The sequence below is a fragment of the Saccharopolyspora sp. 6M genome (assembly GCF_020176775.1).
GTDB lineage: Bacteria > Actinomycetota > Actinomycetes > Mycobacteriales > Pseudonocardiaceae > Saccharopolyspora_C > Saccharopolyspora_C gregorii.
Genome location: NZ_JAIUJZ010000221.1, coordinates 1 through 16,111, shown reverse-complemented (window position 1 = coordinate 16,111; position 16,111 = coordinate 1). Strand labels below are relative to the sequence as shown.

The 16,111-nt window shown below is 74.3% G+C and carries 15 protein-coding genes and 1 pseudogene; 8 read left to right on the top strand and 8 right to left on the bottom strand.

Going from position 1 to position 16,111, the window contains the following annotated elements; genetic code table 11:
* Positions 1-404 precede the first annotated feature (404 nt).
* The 4 genes from LCD31_RS24850 to LCD31_RS24840 all read right to left on the bottom strand — a co-directional run bounded on the left by LCD31_RS24850 (position 405) and on the right by LCD31_RS24840 (position 3,238).
* Complete coding sequence (locus LCD31_RS24850) at positions 405-776, bottom strand: DUF1707 domain-containing protein (RefSeq protein ID WP_224961859.1); 372 nt, start codon at positions 774-776, stop codon at positions 405-407.
* Between the two features lie 131 nt (positions 777-907).
* Entirely contained in the window at positions 908-2,239 is a 1,332-nt protein-coding gene (locus tag LCD31_RS24845) for a dicarboxylate/amino acid:cation symporter (RefSeq protein ID WP_224961857.1), read from the bottom strand.
* A 164-nt stretch (positions 2,240-2,403) separates the two neighbouring features.
* Complete coding sequence (locus tag LCD31_RS29845) at positions 2,404-2,481, bottom strand: putative leader peptide (protein WP_373690059.1); 78 nt, start codon at positions 2,479-2,481, stop codon at positions 2,404-2,406.
* A 142-nt stretch (positions 2,482-2,623) separates the two neighbouring features.
* Positions 2,624-3,238, bottom strand: a complete 615-nt coding sequence (locus LCD31_RS24840; protein ID WP_224961855.1) for a nucleoside triphosphate pyrophosphatase — start codon at positions 3,236-3,238, stop codon at positions 2,624-2,626.
* 418 nt (positions 3,239-3,656) lie between these two features.
* Between LCD31_RS24840 and LCD31_RS24835 the strand changes: the two genes are divergently transcribed.
* A complete protein-coding gene (locus LCD31_RS24835) occupies positions 3,657-4,793 on the top strand; it encodes a S1 family peptidase (RefSeq protein WP_224961853.1) in 1,137 nt (378 codons plus the stop codon).
* Positions 4,794-4,856: 63 nt separating this feature from the next.
* Here LCD31_RS24835 and LCD31_RS24830 read toward each other — a convergent pair whose 3' ends face one another.
* Positions 4,857-6,767 (bottom strand): Xaa-Pro dipeptidyl-peptidase, encoded by a 1,911-nt coding sequence (locus LCD31_RS24830; protein ID WP_374201677.1) that lies wholly within the window; start codon positions 6,765-6,767, stop codon positions 4,857-4,859.
* A 335-nt stretch (positions 6,768-7,102) separates the two neighbouring features.
* Here LCD31_RS24830 and LCD31_RS24825 point away from each other — a divergent pair, with 335 nt between their 5' ends.
* From LCD31_RS24825 to LCD31_RS24815, 3 genes are all read left to right on the top strand, one after another.
* Complete coding sequence (locus LCD31_RS24825) at positions 7,103-7,927, top strand: biotin--[acetyl-CoA-carboxylase] ligase (RefSeq protein ID WP_224961851.1); 825 nt, start codon at positions 7,103-7,105, stop codon at positions 7,925-7,927.
* An 89-nt stretch (positions 7,928-8,016) separates the two neighbouring features.
* On the top strand, positions 8,017-8,535 hold the full coding sequence (locus tag LCD31_RS24820; RefSeq protein ID WP_224961849.1) for a PH domain-containing protein: 519 nt from the start codon (positions 8,017-8,019) through the stop codon (positions 8,533-8,535).
* Positions 8,532-9,485, top strand: coding sequence for a hydroxymethylglutaryl-CoA lyase (locus LCD31_RS24815; RefSeq protein WP_224961847.1), 954 nt, complete (start codon positions 8,532-8,534; stop codon positions 9,483-9,485). Before LCD31_RS24820 ends, LCD31_RS24815 begins: the two co-directional genes overlap by 4 nt.
* Positions 9,486-9,560: 75 nt before the next feature.
* Here LCD31_RS24815 and LCD31_RS24810 read toward each other — a convergent pair whose 3' ends face one another.
* Complete coding sequence (locus LCD31_RS24810; RefSeq protein WP_224961845.1) at positions 9,561-10,892, bottom strand: MaoC family dehydratase; 1,332 nt, start codon at positions 10,890-10,892, stop codon at positions 9,561-9,563.
* Positions 10,893-11,220: 328 nt separating this feature from the next.
* On the opposite strand from LCD31_RS24810, the gene LCD31_RS24805 reads away from it, so the two are divergent.
* Complete coding sequence (locus LCD31_RS24805) at positions 11,221-12,051, top strand: TNT domain-containing protein (protein WP_224961843.1); 831 nt, start codon at positions 11,221-11,223, stop codon at positions 12,049-12,051.
* Entirely contained in the window at positions 12,048-12,380 is a 333-nt protein-coding gene (locus tag LCD31_RS24800; protein WP_224961841.1) for a hypothetical protein, read from the top strand. Before LCD31_RS24805 ends, LCD31_RS24800 begins: the two co-directional genes overlap by 4 nt.
* Positions 12,381-12,613: 233 nt before the next feature.
* Here LCD31_RS24800 and hisN read toward each other — a convergent pair whose 3' ends face one another.
* Positions 12,614-13,381, bottom strand: coding sequence for a histidinol-phosphatase (hisN, locus tag LCD31_RS24795; protein ID WP_224961861.1), 768 nt, complete (start codon positions 13,379-13,381; stop codon positions 12,614-12,616).
* Positions 13,382-13,507: 126 nt separating this feature from the next.
* Here hisN and LCD31_RS24790 point away from each other — a divergent pair, with 126 nt between their 5' ends.
* Positions 13,508-14,182, top strand: a complete 675-nt coding sequence (locus LCD31_RS24790) for a response regulator transcription factor (protein ID WP_224961839.1) — start codon at positions 13,508-13,510, stop codon at positions 14,180-14,182.
* Positions 14,183-14,193: 11 nt separating this feature from the next.
* Positions 14,194-15,468 (top strand): ATP-binding protein, encoded by a 1,275-nt coding sequence (locus tag LCD31_RS24785; RefSeq protein ID WP_224961837.1) that lies wholly within the window; start codon positions 14,194-14,196, stop codon positions 15,466-15,468.
* A 91-nt stretch (positions 15,469-15,559) separates the two neighbouring features.
* Here the strand turns inward: LCD31_RS24785 and LCD31_RS24780 are convergent.
* Positions 15,560-16,063, bottom strand: a pseudogene (locus LCD31_RS24780) (GtrA family protein); the annotation flags it as partial.
* Positions 16,064-16,111 lie beyond the last annotated feature (48 nt).

The following is a 16,111-nucleotide window of genomic DNA, read 5'->3' as shown; positions in this document are numbered from 1 at the left end:
CGTGCTGGTGGTGGGGGTGTGCGGCACGGGTGGCGGCGGTGCGGGCGTCTCCGCGGCGGGCTCGGAGCGGAGGAAACCGCATCCGGAGAGGGTGAGCAGCGCCGCAGCGCACACCCCGCCCAGCCGCATGGCCGACGTCCGGCCGTTCCGCGCCGAGGCGGTCCGCGAGCTCTGCATGGGCTTCACCGTAACGAAAGCGGCGGCCCGCCCGGGGCAACTCCGGGGGCGTGCCGCGCGGAGATCGCCCGGGTGACCGGCCCGTGGGCCCGGTTCGGGCGCTCGGACGAGGCGTTCGTCCGGCACCGGGCCGAGCGGGGGAGCGGGGTGCCGCTGTTCGGGCGCCGGGTGCGGGAACCCCGGCGTGCGGCGGGAACTGGCTGGTTCTCGCCAGCCGGCGGCGCCGGTCACCGCCTGCGGGCCACCCAGGCGATGAGGAAGATCGCGAGGAAACCGAGCAGCCACAGGTCCCTGGTCACCACGACCAGCACCAGCAGCAGAGCGGCACCGCCGAGGCCGAGCAGCACTTCCGCCCGGGGCCGGGTGCGGGCCGGTCGCCTGCCGGGAGCCCAGGTCGCGCCGCTCGCGGGCGTGGTGTCGGGCAGGTCCCGGAACAGCGCGTCCAGGTCGTCGCCGCTGCGGGCCGCGACCACCCGGGCGCAGCGCTCGTCGTACTCGACGAGGTCCAGCCTGCCCGAGGTCAGGTGCTCGCCGAGCAGCGCGATCGCGGTTTCGCGTTCGGCATCGCCGATCCGCAGTTTCCGGTCCCTCGCACGCACTCCGCCATCCTAGGGCCCGCGCTTCCCGGCGCCGACGTCCCGGACCGGACCTACCGGGCGAACGGCCCGTCCGGCCGGGAGGGCGGGGGGGTCGCCTCCGCGTGCCGGCACGGGGACGAGCGGCCGGAGCATCACGCCTTGGCGGTCAGCAGCGGCGGGTCGGACGGGGCGTTGAGCACCTCGTCGTCGATGAGGCCCTCGCCGCGGGCGACGACGGTCGGCACCACGATCTGCCCGGCCACGTTGGTCGCGGTCCGCGCCATGTCCATGATCGGGTCGACCGCGTAGGCGACGGCGATGCCGGTCGCCACCACCTCCGGCGGGAAGCCGAGCGCGCTCACGGTGAGGGTGAGCATCGTGAACCAGCCGGTGACCCCGGCAGTGGCGATGGAGCCGAACACGGCCACCGCCACGATCGTCAGGTACTGCACGACGCCCAGCTGGATGCCGAACAGGTTCGCGATGAAGATCGCGCCGACCGCGGGGTAGATCGCCGCGCACCCGTCCATCTTGGTCGTGGTGGCCAGCGGCACCGCGAAGTTCGCGTACGAGCTGCTGACGCCCAGGTTCTCGGCGGTCTGCCTGCTCAGCGGCAGGCTCGCGCCGGAGGAGCGGGACACGAACGCGAACTGCAGCACCGTCCACGCCTTCGCGAAGAACGTCGCCGGGCTCACCTTCGCCACGAACCGCAGCAGCACCGGGTACACCACGAACAGCACCAGCGCGCAGCCGGCGTAGGTGGCGCCGATCAGCTTGAGCAGCGGGGCGAAGAACTCGTTGCCGTAGGTGGCGACCGCGTTGCCGATCAGGCCGAGGGTGCCGATCGGGGCGAGCCGGATGATCCAGCCCAGCACCCGCTGGATCACCTCGAACAGCGAGCGGTTGAAGTCCACGAACGGCTTCGCCGTGTCACCGAGGCTGTAGGCGGCGGCGCCGATGATGAGCGCCACGAACACCACCTGCAGCGTCTCGCCCTCGGAGAAGGCGCTGACCAGGTTGCTCGGGATCAGCCCGTTGATCAGGTCGAGCCAGGAGCCCTGCGTCTTCTCCCCGATGGACTTCAGCCGCTCCGGGTCGGGTTCCAGCACCAGGCCCTGTCCGGGCTGCACGAGCCTTCCCACCGCGAGGCCGATGACCACGGCGATCAGCGAGGTGATCGCGAACCACAGCGCGGTCTTCCCGCCGAGCCGGGCCGCGGTCCGCCCGCCGCCGACCGAGCGCAGGCTCGTGATGCCCACGACGATCGCCGTGAAGATCAGCGGCAGCACGGTGAACGTGAGCAGGTTGGTGAACGTGGAGCCGATCGTGTCCAGCGTCGTGATCAGCCACTGGGCGTCGGTCGCCTTCGCGATCCAGCCCAGCAGCGCGCCGACGACCAGGGAGGCGACGACCGCGACGGCGAACAGCCGCGGGTTGAACCGGGGTCGTCGCCGTTCGGGCTCGGGGGAGGTGGACACGGGCATCTCCTGACTGCGTGGTCCGGGTGGCGCGGGACGCGCCGGGGAGGATCGCTCGCGGGCTTCGCCCGGGCGGGGAGGTGCGGGGGCGGTGCGATCGGCCGGAATCGGCGCGGATCAGGTCGGTGCCGGAGCGCGCCGCGGGCGCGGGACCGGGGTTCGCCGCCCGCTCAGGGACAAGCGCTGCTGGCCTGCCGTCGCAGATCGACGTGCAGGCGTGAAGTCAGGTAACGCCGCTGAGCTCCCATCGCGGACAGTTCTAACCCGCGGTTCGGTCCAGACCATCCCGAATTAACCGAATTGTGTTCGCGTTCACCGGCGGAACGGCGGAATTCGGCCCACCCGGCGGAATTCGGCCACGAACCGCGCCGGAGCGGTCACTCCCGGAGATCAGGAGCGCTGCCACAGCTCCGCCACGCCGACGCCCACCTCGGCCAGCAGGGCGCGGGTCAGCGGCAGGCTGATGCCGATCACGCTCGACGGGTCGCCGTCCACGCCCTCCACGAACCAGCCGCCGAGGCCGTCCAAGGTGAACCCGCCCGCCACCCGCAGCGGCTCGCCGGAGTCCACGTAGGCCGCCAGCTCCGCCTCGCTCGGTTCGGCGAAGCGCACCACCGTCGTCTTGTGCGCGTGCGCCCGGGACACCACCTCGCCGTCGCGCAGCCGCACCACCGCGTGCCCGGTGAGCAGTTCGCCGCTGCCGCCGGCCATCGCGCGCCAGCGCTTCAGCGCGATCTCCGGGTCGTGCGGCTTGCCGACGACCTCGCCGTGGATGGACAGCATCGAATCGCAGCCGACGACCACCGCTTCCCCGCCGATCTCCGGCAGCACCGCGTCGGCCTTCGCCAGCGCCAGCGCGGTCACCAGCTCCGCGGGCGACGGGTCCGGCAGCGCGGCGGCCACCGCGTCCTCGTCCACGCCGGACACCTGCACGGCCGGATCGATCCCGGCGGCGCGCAGCACGGCGAGTCGGGCGGGGGACGCGGAGGCGAGGACGAAGCGCACGCGGCGACTGTAGCCGCGCCCCGCGGCGGGGCCTGAGGGCGGCCCGTTGCCCGCTTCGGCGTCGCCCGGACAGGCCGAACGGCCGAGCCGCAAGCCTGTGCGGTGCGGTTTCGTGCGTTCACAGGGAATGCCATAGCTCTAATGGCGGTGCCTGGTTCAGGTGGAAGATTCCTAATGTCCTTCTCGCGGACACCTCCGGCGACGGCCGGACGAGACCGCGGGCGGGGAGCTCTCCTCGCCGGTTCCACCCCTTCGCAGTGGATCCACGCCTCCTCCCGGCCCGCGGGCCGGACACCGCTCTCCTCCAGCGCGGACGCCCCCCGTCCGCCTGGCCCCGCGCGTCCCCGGAGCGCCGATCACGCCCCGCCGCGCGGCTCGCCCTATTCCGCAAGCACCGGATATCGAGGGAGATCGAAAGATGAGCCGGAAGCGAACCCTTCGCCTGGCGAGCGCCGCGCTGCTCGTCGCGGGCACCGCGACCGCGGCGATCAGTCCCGCCGTCACGGCCTCGCCGCTGGACCCCGACCTGCTCGCCGCCGTGCAGCGCGACCTCGGCCTCACCGAGCAGCAGGCCCGCACCCGCCTCGCGCAGGAGGACACCGCACGGCGGCTCGACGAGACGTTGAGCCGATCGCTGGGCGGCAGCTTCGGCGGCGCCTACTTCGACGCGGCGAGCGGTGCGCTCGTCGTCGGCGTCACCGACGCCGCGAAGATCGCCGAAGTGGAGGAAGCCGGCGCCACCGCCCGGGTGGTGCGGCACAGCAGCGCCGAGCTCGACGCCGCCGTCGCCGCCCTCGACCGCGCCGAGGCGTCCGCCCCGGCGTCCATCACCGGCTGGTACGTGGACGAACGGGCCAACACCGTCGTCGTCGACGTGCAGGCCGCGCTGCGCGACGCCGCCACCGACGGCTACCTCGCCGAGACCACCGGGAACGCGCCGGTGCGGGTCGACGAGGTCACCGAGGCGCCGCGCACGCTCTACGACCTCGTCGGCGGCGACGCCTACTACATGGGCGGCGGGCGCTGCTCGGTCGGCTTCCCGGTGCGCACCTCCAGCGGCGCGTCCGGCATGGTCACCGCCGGGCACTGCGGGACCCGCGGCACCTCCGCCTCCGGCTACAACCAGGTCGCCCTCGGCTCGTTCCAGGGGTCCTCGTTCCCCGGCAACGACTACGCGTGGGTGTCGGCGAACGGCAACTGGACCGCCCGCGGCCTGGTGAACATGTACAACGGCAGCGGCCGGGCCGTCTCCGGGCACAGCACCGCGCCGACCGGGTCCTCGGTGTGCCGCTCCGGCTCCACCACCGGCTGGCACTGCGGTTCGGTGCAGGCGCTGAACCAGACCGTCCGCTACGCGGAGGGCTCGGTCAGCGGGCTCACCCAGACCAACGTGTGCGCCGAGCCCGGTGACTCCGGTGGTTCGTTCATCAGCGGCAACTCGGCCCAGGGCATGACCTCGGGCGGGTCCGGCAACTGCTCGTCCGGCGGCACCACGTACTTCCAACCGGTCGGGGAAGCACTCAGCGCCTACGGCCTGAGCCTCGTCACGAACTGATCCGGGGGAGGGGGGCGTTCGACCGAGCGCATCGGGCGAACGGGCCGCTCGTCCCGTTCCGGGTCAGGCGCCGTCGCGGTTGAGCAGCACCCGCGATTCGGCGGGGAGCCGATCCGGGCGGACCGCGGCCGTCCCGGTCGGGGCGCGGTCGAGTCCCGCGTCCCGGACCGCGGCGGCGCCGCCGACGACCGGCAGCGACACCGAGGTGCCCGCCAGCCCGACCTCGACCCGGCCCGGTTCGGCCGGAGCCTGGATGAACGCGGAATCGGTCCCGCCGACGACCAGTCCCAGCCGGTGCCCGGCGGGGATCACGTGGTCGGTGGTGGCCAGCCGGAACGTCATCTCGTACGGCGTGCCCGGTGCCAGCGGCGATTCCTGGGACAGCGACTCGTGGTTGGCCAGGTCGGCCCATCCGCGGGACAGCACCTGGTAGTCCACGTCCGCGGTGGTGGCCTCGGTGTCCCGGTAGCAGGCGTCGTCGCCCTCGCGGCTCTCGCCCCAGCAGGACTCCGAGTCCAGGGTGCGGATGCCTTCGCCCTCGCCGAGCGCGTCCCGCGTGGTGGCGGGGCCGTAGTCGACGAGCACCGCCGACAGGTGCGCGGTCGGCGTCGCGGGCGTCGCGGTCACCGAGATCGAGCCGGTGCCTGCCAGCCGCAGGTCCTGCTCCAGCGGGGCGCTGGTGAACAGCGCGCGGGCCGGGGAGGCCTGGTCGGGTTCGCGCGCCCAGTCGTACTCGTCCTGCGCCGGGTCGTCGGTGAACGCGGCGCGCGCGTCGGCCGGGGCCGGTTCCGAGGTGAGCCCGCCGAGCCCGTCGGTGTCGTCGGGGACCGGGTGCAGCGTGGTCGCGGCCGCGGACTCGCCGGACCAGGACGCCTCGTCGGACCACTCGTCCGGGGCGCGTTCCACGCTGGCGGCCGGTTCGGCGTCGATCCCGTTGTCCATGCCGAGCAGCTCGTGGTCGAACCAGCGGTGCAGGGTGTCCACCCACTCCGCGCGGCGGAAGTCGAACGGGTCGACGTGGCCGGTCTGGCTCAGCCACACCTTGCGCGGCACGTCGTTCGCGGCCAGCGCGTCCCACCACTGCCCGAACTGGATCATCTTCACGTTGAGGTCGTTGCGGCCGTGCACGGCGAACACGCTGGCCCGCACGTTCGCGGCGTCGGCCACGTGATCGCGTTCGGCCCACAGGTCGGTGACGTCGCCGTTGGCGGGCGCGCCCTCGTCGAGCCGCTGCTTGACCGCCGAGCACTCCGGCCGGCCGCCCTCCTCGACGGTCTCGGCGAGCCCGCGCGGGTCCGCGCCGAAGGACACGCCGTCGGAGCGGTAGTAGTCGTACCAGGAGCTGATCGCCCCGATCGGCACGATCGTGCGCAGGCCCGCCACACCGGTCGCGGCGACGCCGTTGGCGATCGTCCCGTCGTAGGACTTGCCGATCATGCCGACGGCGCCGGTGGACCAGCCCGCACCGACCTCGGCGCCGCCGGTGGCCGCGTCGTAGCCCTTCGCGCGGCCGTTCAACCAGTCGACCACCGCCTTCGCCGAGCCCACGTCGGACGGGCCGCCGACGTCCACGCAGCCCTGCGAGCGGTTGGTGCCCGCCAGGTCCACCAGCACCGTCGCGTAGCCGCGCGGCACGAAGTAGTTGTCGTAGAACAGCGGGAACCCGACCGGCCGGCCCTGGTCGTCGTAGGTCTTGAGCTCGTTCTCGTTGCCGCGGCCGCAGCACGAGTAGTACGGACTCGCATCCATGATCACCGGGACGGGCCCGTCGGTCCGCGGCCGCGCGATGTCCACCGCGACCCGATCGGTCGCGCCGTCCGCGTCACCGTCCAGGCCGGTGTCCACCCACGTGGTCTCGCGCACGGGTTCCTCGGCGGACACCGGTTCGCTGCGCGGTGCCGCGGCCGCGGCCGCGGCAGGACTCGGTGCCGGGGGCGGTGGCGGGGCGGCGACGGCGGGCGTCGCGGACAGCACGGGCAACGCACCGCAGAGTACGGCCGCCAGGGCACGCCACCCTCGGATTCCGGGGCGCGGGGAACGGGAAGTCGGCACGGTCACCTCCGATGATCTCGCGGAACCCTAAGCGCCGAGATCAACGCCGTGCCACGGCCGAAAGTGTGGCGCCGCGAGGCCCGCCGGGCGGGGCGCGGCCACCTCGACGGGCAAGGGCGGGCGCTCGCCGGGAGGTGCGGCGTCCGGTCGCCCGCCACAGGTCGGAGGTTCGGCCGGGCATCCTGCGCGGTGTCGTTCGACGCGGCCGCGGCGCACTCCGCCGCGGCCGCCCCGCCGCGCCCTCGTAACCTGGGGCCATGGTTGTCCTGCTCGACGCGGCGGAGCTGCGCAGGCGGCTCGTCGACGACGGTCCGTACGCGAAGCTCGACGTGGTCACCGTGACCGGCTCCACCAACACCGACCTGTCCGCGGCCGCCGCGGCCGGCGCCCCGGACCGCACCGTGCTGTTCGCCGAGGAGCAGCAGTCCGGGCGCGGCCGGATGCGGCGTACCTGGATCTCGCCGCGCGGCTACGGCCTGCACGTGAGCACCGTGCTGCGGCCCGCTCCGGTGCCGCAGGACGCGCTGGGCTGGCTGCCGCTGCTGGCCGGGATCGCGCTCGCCGAGACGGTCCGCGACGCGTGCGGGGTGCCGGCCGCGCTGAAGTGGCCGAACGACCTGCTGCTCGGCGGCGGCGACACCTGGCGCAAGGGCGCCGGCATCCTCGCCGAGGCCGTGAGCACCGCGGACGGGCTGGCGATCGTCCTCGGGATCGGCGTGAACGTGCACCACGGCCCTGGTGAGCTGCCCACCGGCGCGGGAGGGCTGCCCGCCACCTCGCTCGCCGAGCAGGGTGCCGACGTGGACCGGCAGGATTTCGCGGTGCGGCTGCTGACCGCGCTCGCCGCCGTCGACGACCTGTGGCGCGAGCACGGCGGCGACGTGCTGGCCGGCGGCCTGCTGGACCGTTACCAGCGGCTGTGCGGCACCGTCGGCCAGCAGGTCCGGGTGGAGCTCGGCGGGAACGACCTGCTGGGCACCGCCACCGGCGTCGACCCGGACGGCAGGCTGGTGGTGCGCGGCGCCGACGGCGCGGGAACCCCCGTGTCGGCGGGCGACGTGGTGCACCTGCGTCCGCGCTGAACTGCGGCCCGCCTGATCGAGGGACGCTCGGCGGGGTGGCCGGGCGGGTAGCGTGATCAGCGCCTGGTGATCGAGGGAGGGATTCTCCGGTGGCGTATCCGGACGGTTTGCTGAGCGAGGACGAGTACGTGGTGGTGCACACCCACCCGCACTGGAAGATGCTCGTCCTGCCGGTGGTGCTGTTCCTCGTCGTGGTGGGCGCCGGTTCGTACGCCGCCGCGCTGGCCGCGCCGCTGACCTGGAACGTGCCGGTGTGGATCGCGCTCGCCGCCGTCGGTGCGGTGCTGGTCATCTGGTGGACGCTGGCACCGCTGATCCGCTGGCGCACCACCCACTTCGTGGTCACCTCGCGGCGGCTGATGGTCCGCGAGGGCGTCTTCACCCGCACCGGCGTCGACATCCCGATGTGGCGGATCAACAGCGTGCGGTTCAGCCACGGCCTGGTGGACCGGTTCTTCGGCTGCGGCACGCTGATCGTCGAATCCGCCTCCGACGAGCCGCTGGAGTTCGACGACATCCCCAAGGTCGAGCGGGTGCACACCCTGCTCTACCGCGAGGTCAACGACGAATCCGAGCACGACGACCAGGACCGTTGGGAGCGGCGATGAGCGCGCTGGAGGTCGGCCTGCCGGACCGGGTCCCGCCGCCGGAGCCCGGGGAACTGCCCGCCGCGGTCACCATCTGGGAGGTCGGGCCGCGCGACGGGCTGCAGAACGAGCAGGCCGTGGTGCCGGTCGAGGTGAAGCTGGAGTTCCTGCGCAGGCTCGCCGACGCGGGCCTGCGGATCGTGGAGACCACCAGCTTCGTGCGCCCGGAGTGGGTGCCGCAGCTCGCCGACGCCGCCGAGGTCCTCGCCGGGCTGGAGCGCCGGGACGGCGTGCGCTACCCCGTGCTGGTGCCGAACTCCCGCGGCCTGGACCGCGCCCTCGACGCCGGGGTCGCCGACGTGGCCGTGTTCGCCGCCGCCACCGAGTCGTTCACCCGCCGCAACCTCAACCGCGGGCTCGACGAGCAGTTCGCCATGTTCGAGCCGGTGGTGCGCCGCGCCACCGACGAGGGCCTCGCCGTGCGCGGGTACCTGTCGATGGTCTTCGGCGACCCGTGGGAGGGGCCGGTGCCCGTCGAACAGGTCGTCGCCGCCGGGCGCCGATTGCTGGAGATGGGCTGCGGGCAGCTCTCGCTCGGCGACACGATCGGCGTGGCGACGCCCGGGCAGGTGGAGGCGGTGCTGCGCGCGTTCACCGCCGCCGGGGTGCCGGTGGGGTCGCTGGCGGTGCACTTCCACGACACCTACGGGCAGGCGCTGGCCAACACCTGGACGGCGCTGCGGCACGGGGTGTCCATAGTGGACTCGTCGGCGGGCGGGCTGGGCGGCTGCCCGTACGCGAAGTCCGCCACCGGGAACCTCGCCACCGAAGACCTCGTGTGGATGCTGGACGGGCTCGGCGTCGAGCACGGCGTGGACCTCGCGGCGCTCGCCGCCACCAGCGCGTGGATGGCCGAGCAGCTGGGCCGCCCCAGCCCGTCCCGCGTGGTCAAGGCGCTCACCGGGGCCTAGGCCGCCGTGCTCGGGCCCGCGCGCGGAGGGCTCGGCGCTCGCCCGCGGCGCGGTCGAGTCCGGAGGCGAACCGCGTCAGGACTGCTCGCGGGTGCCGAACATCGCCAGGAACGTGAAGCGCATGATGCGGTCGGCGTCCCGGTCCGCGGTGCCGGTGATCTCCACCAGGCCCAGGTTCGGCCTGCTCTTCGACAGCCGCCTGCTGTTCACCGTCATGCCGAACCGCAGCTCGTCGTCCGGGAACACCGGCGCCGCCCAGGACAGCTCGTTGCCGCCGGGCGAACCCTGCGAAGTGGACCCGGCGAGCACGTGGTCCACGTAGGCCCGCATCCACAGCGACGAGGTGTACCAACCGGACGCGCACAGCCCGCCGAGCACCGACTGCGCGCCGGCCTCCTCGTCCAGGTGGAACGGTTGCGGGTCGAAGCGGCGCGCGAACGCCACCATCTCGTCCCGGTCGATCAGCACCGAACCCAGGTCGAACACCCGGCCAGGTTCGAGGTCTTCGTACGCGATACCCGCCATGCCCGGATCATCGCAGGACGCCCGGGCCGGGTGGTGCGCGGTGCCCGATCCGGCTCCGGTGCGGCAGGATCGACGTGGAACCATCGACCGCATGGGCGCGTCCCGGAACGCGGGGCGGCCGGACGCGCCCGCCGACGCCTCGACTGCGGAAGGGGGAGTGGCGGTGGCCACCGATAGCGCGCACGCCGAGGAGCTCGCCGCTCGACATCGGCGCCCGCGAGGACGGCAGGCACTCCCCCGGACGGGGTCGGTGCGGCCATGAGCGGAGATCACGAGGACGTCCGGAAGCACGGCTCCCCGGCGCGGGACGAGCACTCCGGCGGCATCGAGCGGGCGCGGTGGCGCGGCGACGCCGACCACACCGGCCCCGTCACGGTCGAAGCGGCCGGGTCCGGCGCGCTCGCCGCGGGCTGGGTCGCGGACGGGGTGGACCCCGCGTCGGTGACCGCGCCGCACCCGGTGCGCCAGGCCTGGTCTTCCGCCCCGCCGCAGGGCCGCGGCGATTCCGCCGCTCGCGGACCGCGGTCCGACGGGTTCGGCGCGAAGTCCGGGCAGGCGGGCGGAATCCGCGCGGGGCACGGTCCGGACCGCTTCGGGCCGGGGCAGCAGTCCCCCGAGGGGCGGCCGGGCGGGCACGGGCAGCGCGCGCAGGCCGGGCAGGCGCAGCAGGGGTGGCAGAACCACCGGGGGCAGCAGGGCGACCAGGGCCAGCAGATCCAGCAGGGCAATCAGGTTCAGCAGGGCAATCAAGCTCAGCAGGGCCAGCAGAGCCAGCAGGGCCAACAAGGCCACCAAGCCCAGCAGGGACAGCCGATCCAGCAGGGGAACCAAGCCCAGCACGGGCAGCCGGCGCAGGGGAGCCAGCAGAACCAGCAGGGGCAACCGGGGCAGGGGAGCCAGCAGAACCAGCAGGTCCACCAAGCCCGGCCCGGCAGGCAGGGCCCTCCGAACCGCCCCGGCCAGCAGGACCGGCCGGACCACCGAGGACGGCAACCCCAGCAGGTCCGGCGCGGCGCCGCGCCCCCCGCGGGCCCCCCCCCCCCCCGGGGCGCGGCCCCCCCCCCCCCCCCCCCCCCCCCCCCCCCCCCCCCCCTCGGGGGCGGAGGCGGGCCCCCGCCCCGGCCAGGGCGATCCGGTCGCGCGGCAGGTCCGCCCGCCCGCCGACCCGGTCCGGCCGCGCCAGGGCGACCGCAAGGAAGCGGTCGCGTTCATGCTCCACCAGTTCCCGATCGGGTACCTCCCGGTCGCCGCGGCGACCGCCAGCCGCCAGCTGCCGATGCCCGCCGAAGGCGTCGATCCGCTGGCCGGGCGCCGCTTCCCGCCGCGCGACCACCCGCGCGCGGACCTCGTCGACGACCGCGACGCCCTCGCCAGGGCCCGCTCCGGGGAGCTCGCGGTGGACCCGGCCGGATCCGACGGGGTGGAGCGCCCCGCCGAGTTCGCCGCCGGGCACGACCCGCTCGCCGAACTCAGCGAACTGGAGTGGGAACGCCGCTACACCGGCCCCGCCGGACCCCGCTGGCCCGCTGCCGCCTCGGTGCCGGAGGGCTGCGCGGAACCGGGCGAGCCGATCGTGCTCGAACCGGACGCGGTGCTCGACGCGCTCGGCTCCGACGCGGGCCGGGTCGCCGCGCCCGACGGCACCGCGTTCACCCGGCGCAGCCTGCCCCCGGACTACCTGGAGCTGCCGTACCACCGCTACCGGGTGCTGCGGCCGCTGCCGGTGTGGCGGGCGGTGTCCGCGCCGTGGTTCGCGGGCAGCGGCGGTGGCGTGCGCTACCGGCTGACGCACTCGCTGGCGGAACTGGTGGCGCTGGGCCACCTCGTCGAGCTCACCGCGGCGCGGGTCGCCGCGGAGGCGGGCACGCTGCGGCTGGACCCCGCCGTGATCGACGCGGCCGACCGCGCGTCCCGGCGCTCCGCGAGCGGGGGCGCGGGCCCGGACGAGCGCGCCGACGCCGCACCGGACGAACCACCGGGCGCGCTCGACGAGCCCCGCCGCACCGACCGGCACGAGGTCACGGAGGAGATCGCGAAGTGAACACCGAATCGATGCTCGGCTGGCTCGCGGCGCTCGGCGTCCCCGCCGAGCTGGTGTCGATCGGCACCGAGACCGACCACACCTGGTGCCTGGTCCGCGAGGAGGTGGACGGCGCCGCCGGGTGGGAGGTGTTCTGGCGCGAGCAGGGCAACCGCTACGACTGGGCGCGGTTCAGCAGCGAGCAGGTCGCCTGCTTCTACCTGTTCGGCAGGCTCAGCTGGACCCAGGCGCTGCGCGGCGCCATCGGCCCCGTCGACCAGGACCGCCCGCGCGTCCCGAAGGCGCCCGCCGAGCCGGCCACCCCACCCCACGGCACCCCGGTCCAGTGACCGCCTGACCGCTCGTCGCTGAACTCGCCGGTGGGTCTTCGTCGGTTCCTCGTCAGCGGCGGAGCCGCTGAGCCGCCGACCACGCACGCAGCTCGACCACCAGCGGGTTCTCCGCGGTTCCCTCGCGAGGACAGCGTTTTCTCCTGTGGCGGAGCCACTGGTGAGAACGATCCCGCAGCGAGGGGGCCGCGGAGGTTCCGCCACCCGAGAGCTGCGCAGCACGAGTTCGGGATTCAGCGCAGCAGGTCCAGGGCCGTTGCGTGCAGGTGGCCGTTGGTGCTCAGCGCCGAGCCGCCCCGGAATCCGCGCCGCCCGCCCAGGTCGGTGAACTCGCCACCGGCCTCGCGGACGATGACCTGCACCGCGGCCACGTCCCACGGGTTCACCACCGCTTCGGCCGCCACGTCGATGGCGCCCTCCGCGACCAGGCAGTGCTGCCAGAAGTCGCCGAACGCCCGGTTCTCCCAGCACGCGTCCACCAGCCGCAGGTACGCCTCCCGCGAGTGGTGCTCCACCCAGCTGCCCAGGTGCGTGGTGGACAGGTAGGCGTCGGAGATCTCGCGCACCCCGGACACCGAGATCCGCTCCGCAGCGCCCCCGGAGCTCGCCCACGCGCCGCGCCCCGCGGCCGCCCACCAGCGGCGGCCCAGCGCGGGTGCGCTGATCACGCCCGCGGTCGGCGTGCCGTCCTCGACCAGCGCGACCAGCGTCGCCCAGGCGGGCACCCCGCGCAGGAAGTTCTTCGTGCCGTCGATCGGGTCCAGCACCCAGGTGCGGGCCGAGGTGACCTCGCCGCCGCGCTCCTCGCCCGCGATCTCGTCGCCGGGGCGCTGCTCGGCGAGCACCGCGCGCACCGCGTCCTCCACCGCCAGGTCCGCATCGGTGACGGGGGTGCGGTCCGGCTTGCGGTCCACCGCGAGGTCCAGCGCGCGGAACCGGTCCGAGGTGAGCGCGTCGGCGGTGTCCGCGAGGTGCAGGGCCAGGTCCAGGTCATCGGCGATCGTCACGGCGGCGACTCTACTTCCGCGCTCCGCGCGGCCCCGCTGAGGTGCGGCTACCAGACGGTCCGGGCGGAACTAACCGCCTACGACACGGACCTGATCATCGCGGACCTCTAGGGTGGAGGCGTGAGCGTAGTGCTGCTGGCCGAGGACGACCCAGCCATTGCTGTGCCGTTGTCGAGGGCATTGCAGCGGGAGGGCTACTCGGTCCGAGTCATCGACGACGGCCCTTCGGCGTTGCAGGAGGCGTCCTCCGGCGGAATCGACCTGATGGTGCTGGACCTCGGCCTGCCCGGGATGGACGGGCTGGAGGTGTGCCGGCGGCTGCGCGCGCAGGGCCGCGGCATCCCCGTGCTGATGCTCACCGCGCGCACCGACGAGGTGGACTTCGTGGTGGGCCTCGACGCGGGCGCCGACGACTACGTGGCGAAGCCGTTCCGGCTCGCGGAGCTGATGGCCCGCATCCGGGCGCTGCTGCGCCGCGGTTCCCCGGAGACGCTGGAGGCATCCGGAGTGCGGCTGGAGCTGACCGCGCGCCGCGTCCTCGTCGACGAGCACGAGGTGGGGCTGGCGAACAAGGAGTTCGAACTGCTGCGGGTGCTCATGCAGCACGCGGGCCAGGTCGTCACCCGCGAGGAGATCCTCGACGAGGTGTGGCCGGAGGCCAGCCGCAAGGGCAGCAAGACGCTGGACATGCACATCTCCTGGCTGCGCCGGAAGCTCGGCGACGGCAACGGCCGTGCCGACGAGCAGCGGATCGCCACGGTCCGCGGCGTCGGCTTCCGGTTCAACGCGGACTGACGGGCGGCCCGGTGCACAGGCGGATCCTGGTCGCGACGCTGCTGGCGGTGGCGGTGACGGCGGTGGTCCTGGGCCTGCCGCTGGGAGTGACCGCGCTGAAGCTGGTGGAGGACTTCACCCGCACCGACCTGTCCACCCGCTCGCAGCAGATCGCGACCTCGCTGGACGAGCAGGTCGCCTCCCGCCACCCGATCGACGTGGAGTCGGTGCTGCTGGCGGTGCCGCGGGACGCGCGGCTGGTGGTGCGCACCAAGGACCACGAGTACGTCTACGGCACCGACCCGGGCAGGTCGCCGCTCACCGAGAGCGTGCCGATGGTGCAGAGCGGCACGGTGACGCTGTCCGCGCCCAGCGGCCCGGTGCGCACCCAGCAGTTCCAGGTCGCGGGTCTGGTGCTGCTGCTGGTGGTGCTCTCCGCGGGCACCGGCATGGTGGTGGCGGGGTTGACCGCGCGGCGGCTGGCCGATCCGCTGCGGCACGTCGCCGCGCGCGCCGCCCGGCTCGGCGCGGGCGATTTCCGGGCCGATCCGAAGCGGCACGAGGTCCCGGAGCTGGACCGGGTCGCCGACGCGCTGGACGCCTCGGGCGCCGCCCTGTCCCAGCTGGTGCAGCGCGAGCGGGAACTCGTCGGCGACGTCTCGCACCAGCTGCGCAGCAGGCTCACCGCGCTGCAGCTGCGGCTGGAGGCGCTGGCCGACGTGCCCGACCAGGAGGTCGCGGAGGAGGCCGCCGCGGCGCTGGAGCAGGCCGAGCGGCTCTCCAGCGTCCTCGACGACCTGCTCGCCGCCGCGACCGCCGCGCGTGCCAGGGACGCCGAACCGCTCGACGTGTCCGAAGCGCTGTCCGAGGCCGCCGCGGAGTGGCGGGAACCGCTGCGCGCCCAGGGCCGCGCCCTGCGCCAGCGGGTGCCGGACGGCCTGCTCGCCAGGGCCACGCCCGGCCGGTTGCGGGAGGCCATCGGGGTGCTGCTGGACAACGCGGTGCGCCACGGCAAGGGGACGGTGACGCTGACCGCGCGCCACGGCGGCGGGACGGTGGTCGTCGAGGTCGGCGGCGCCGGGCCCGGGGTGCCGGACCAGCTGGTGCCCTACGTGTTCGAGCGCGGGTTCTCCGCGGGCGGGTCCACGGGCGTGGGCCTGGCCTTGGCGCGGGCGCTGGTGGAGGCCGACGGCGGGCGCCTGGAGCTCAGCAAGGCCCGTCCCGCCCTGTTCGAGATCTTCCTGCCGGTGGCGCGGGCCGACGACGTGCTCGGCGTGCCGTGGAAGATCGAGTCCCGGCCGCGCTGATCCGGTTCCGCCGCCCGGTCCGGGGGTGCGGCGCCGGAGGCTTCGGCGCCGGGGGTGCGGCGCCGGATTCGTCGGCGGAAGGGTCGTCGTCGGGGGGTTCGTCGTCGGGGGACCCGTCGGCGGGGAACACCCACTTCCGGAACGCCCACCACCGGAACACCATGCCCAGCACCAGGCCCACCACCTGCGCGGCGGTGAAGTCGGCGATCTCCTCGACGAGCCTGCTGGTGTACGGGGTCTGCAGGTGCAGGGCGTAGCGGGAGAACCACAGCGGCGCCGCGTACAGCGCGACCCCGATGCCGCTGAACAGGAAGTACAGCGTGGCCTCGTGGTGGCGTTCCCGGCCGCCGCGGGTGCGGAACGACCACTCCCGGTTCAGCACGTACGACACGATCGTCGCCACCAGCACCGCGATCACCTTCGCGGTGACCGGTTTCGGCACCAGGATCGTCAGCTTCAGCGCGTAGAAGATCGCCGAGTCGATGAAGAAGGTGCTGGCGCCGACGATCGCGAACTTCACCAGTTCGCGATGGCGCACCGCGCGGTCCCGCAGCGGGCGCGGGACGCGGGCCAGCACGGCTTCCACGACGGACACTCCGACGATGTTAACCGCCCCGCTGCGGCCGTCCGGAGCTCGTGCGGC

What these genes read in the sequence shown, in the direction of transcription:
- LCD31_RS24825 (WP_224961851.1), top strand. Translation starts at nt 7,103, where the DNA reads ATGGTTGTCCTGCTCGACGCGGCGGAGCTGCGCAGGCGGCTCGTCGAC.
- LCD31_RS24805 (WP_224961843.1), top strand. Translation starts at nt 11,221, where the DNA reads ATGCTCCACCAGTTCCCGATCGGGTACCTCCCGGTCGCCGCGGCGACC.
- LCD31_RS24815 (WP_224961847.1), top strand. Translation starts at nt 8,532, where the DNA reads ATGAGCGCGCTGGAGGTCGGCCTGCCGGACCGGGTCCCGCCGCCGGAG.
- LCD31_RS24845 (WP_224961857.1), bottom strand. Translation starts at nt 2,239, where the DNA reads ATGCCCGTGTCCACCTCCCCCGAGCCCGAACGGCGACGACCCCGGTTC.
- LCD31_RS29845 (WP_373690059.1), bottom strand. Translation starts at nt 2,481, where the DNA reads ATGGGAGCTCAGCGGCGTTACCTGACTTCACGCCTGCACGTCGATCTG.
- LCD31_RS24835 (WP_224961853.1), top strand. Translation starts at nt 3,657, where the DNA reads ATGAGCCGGAAGCGAACCCTTCGCCTGGCGAGCGCCGCGCTGCTCGTC.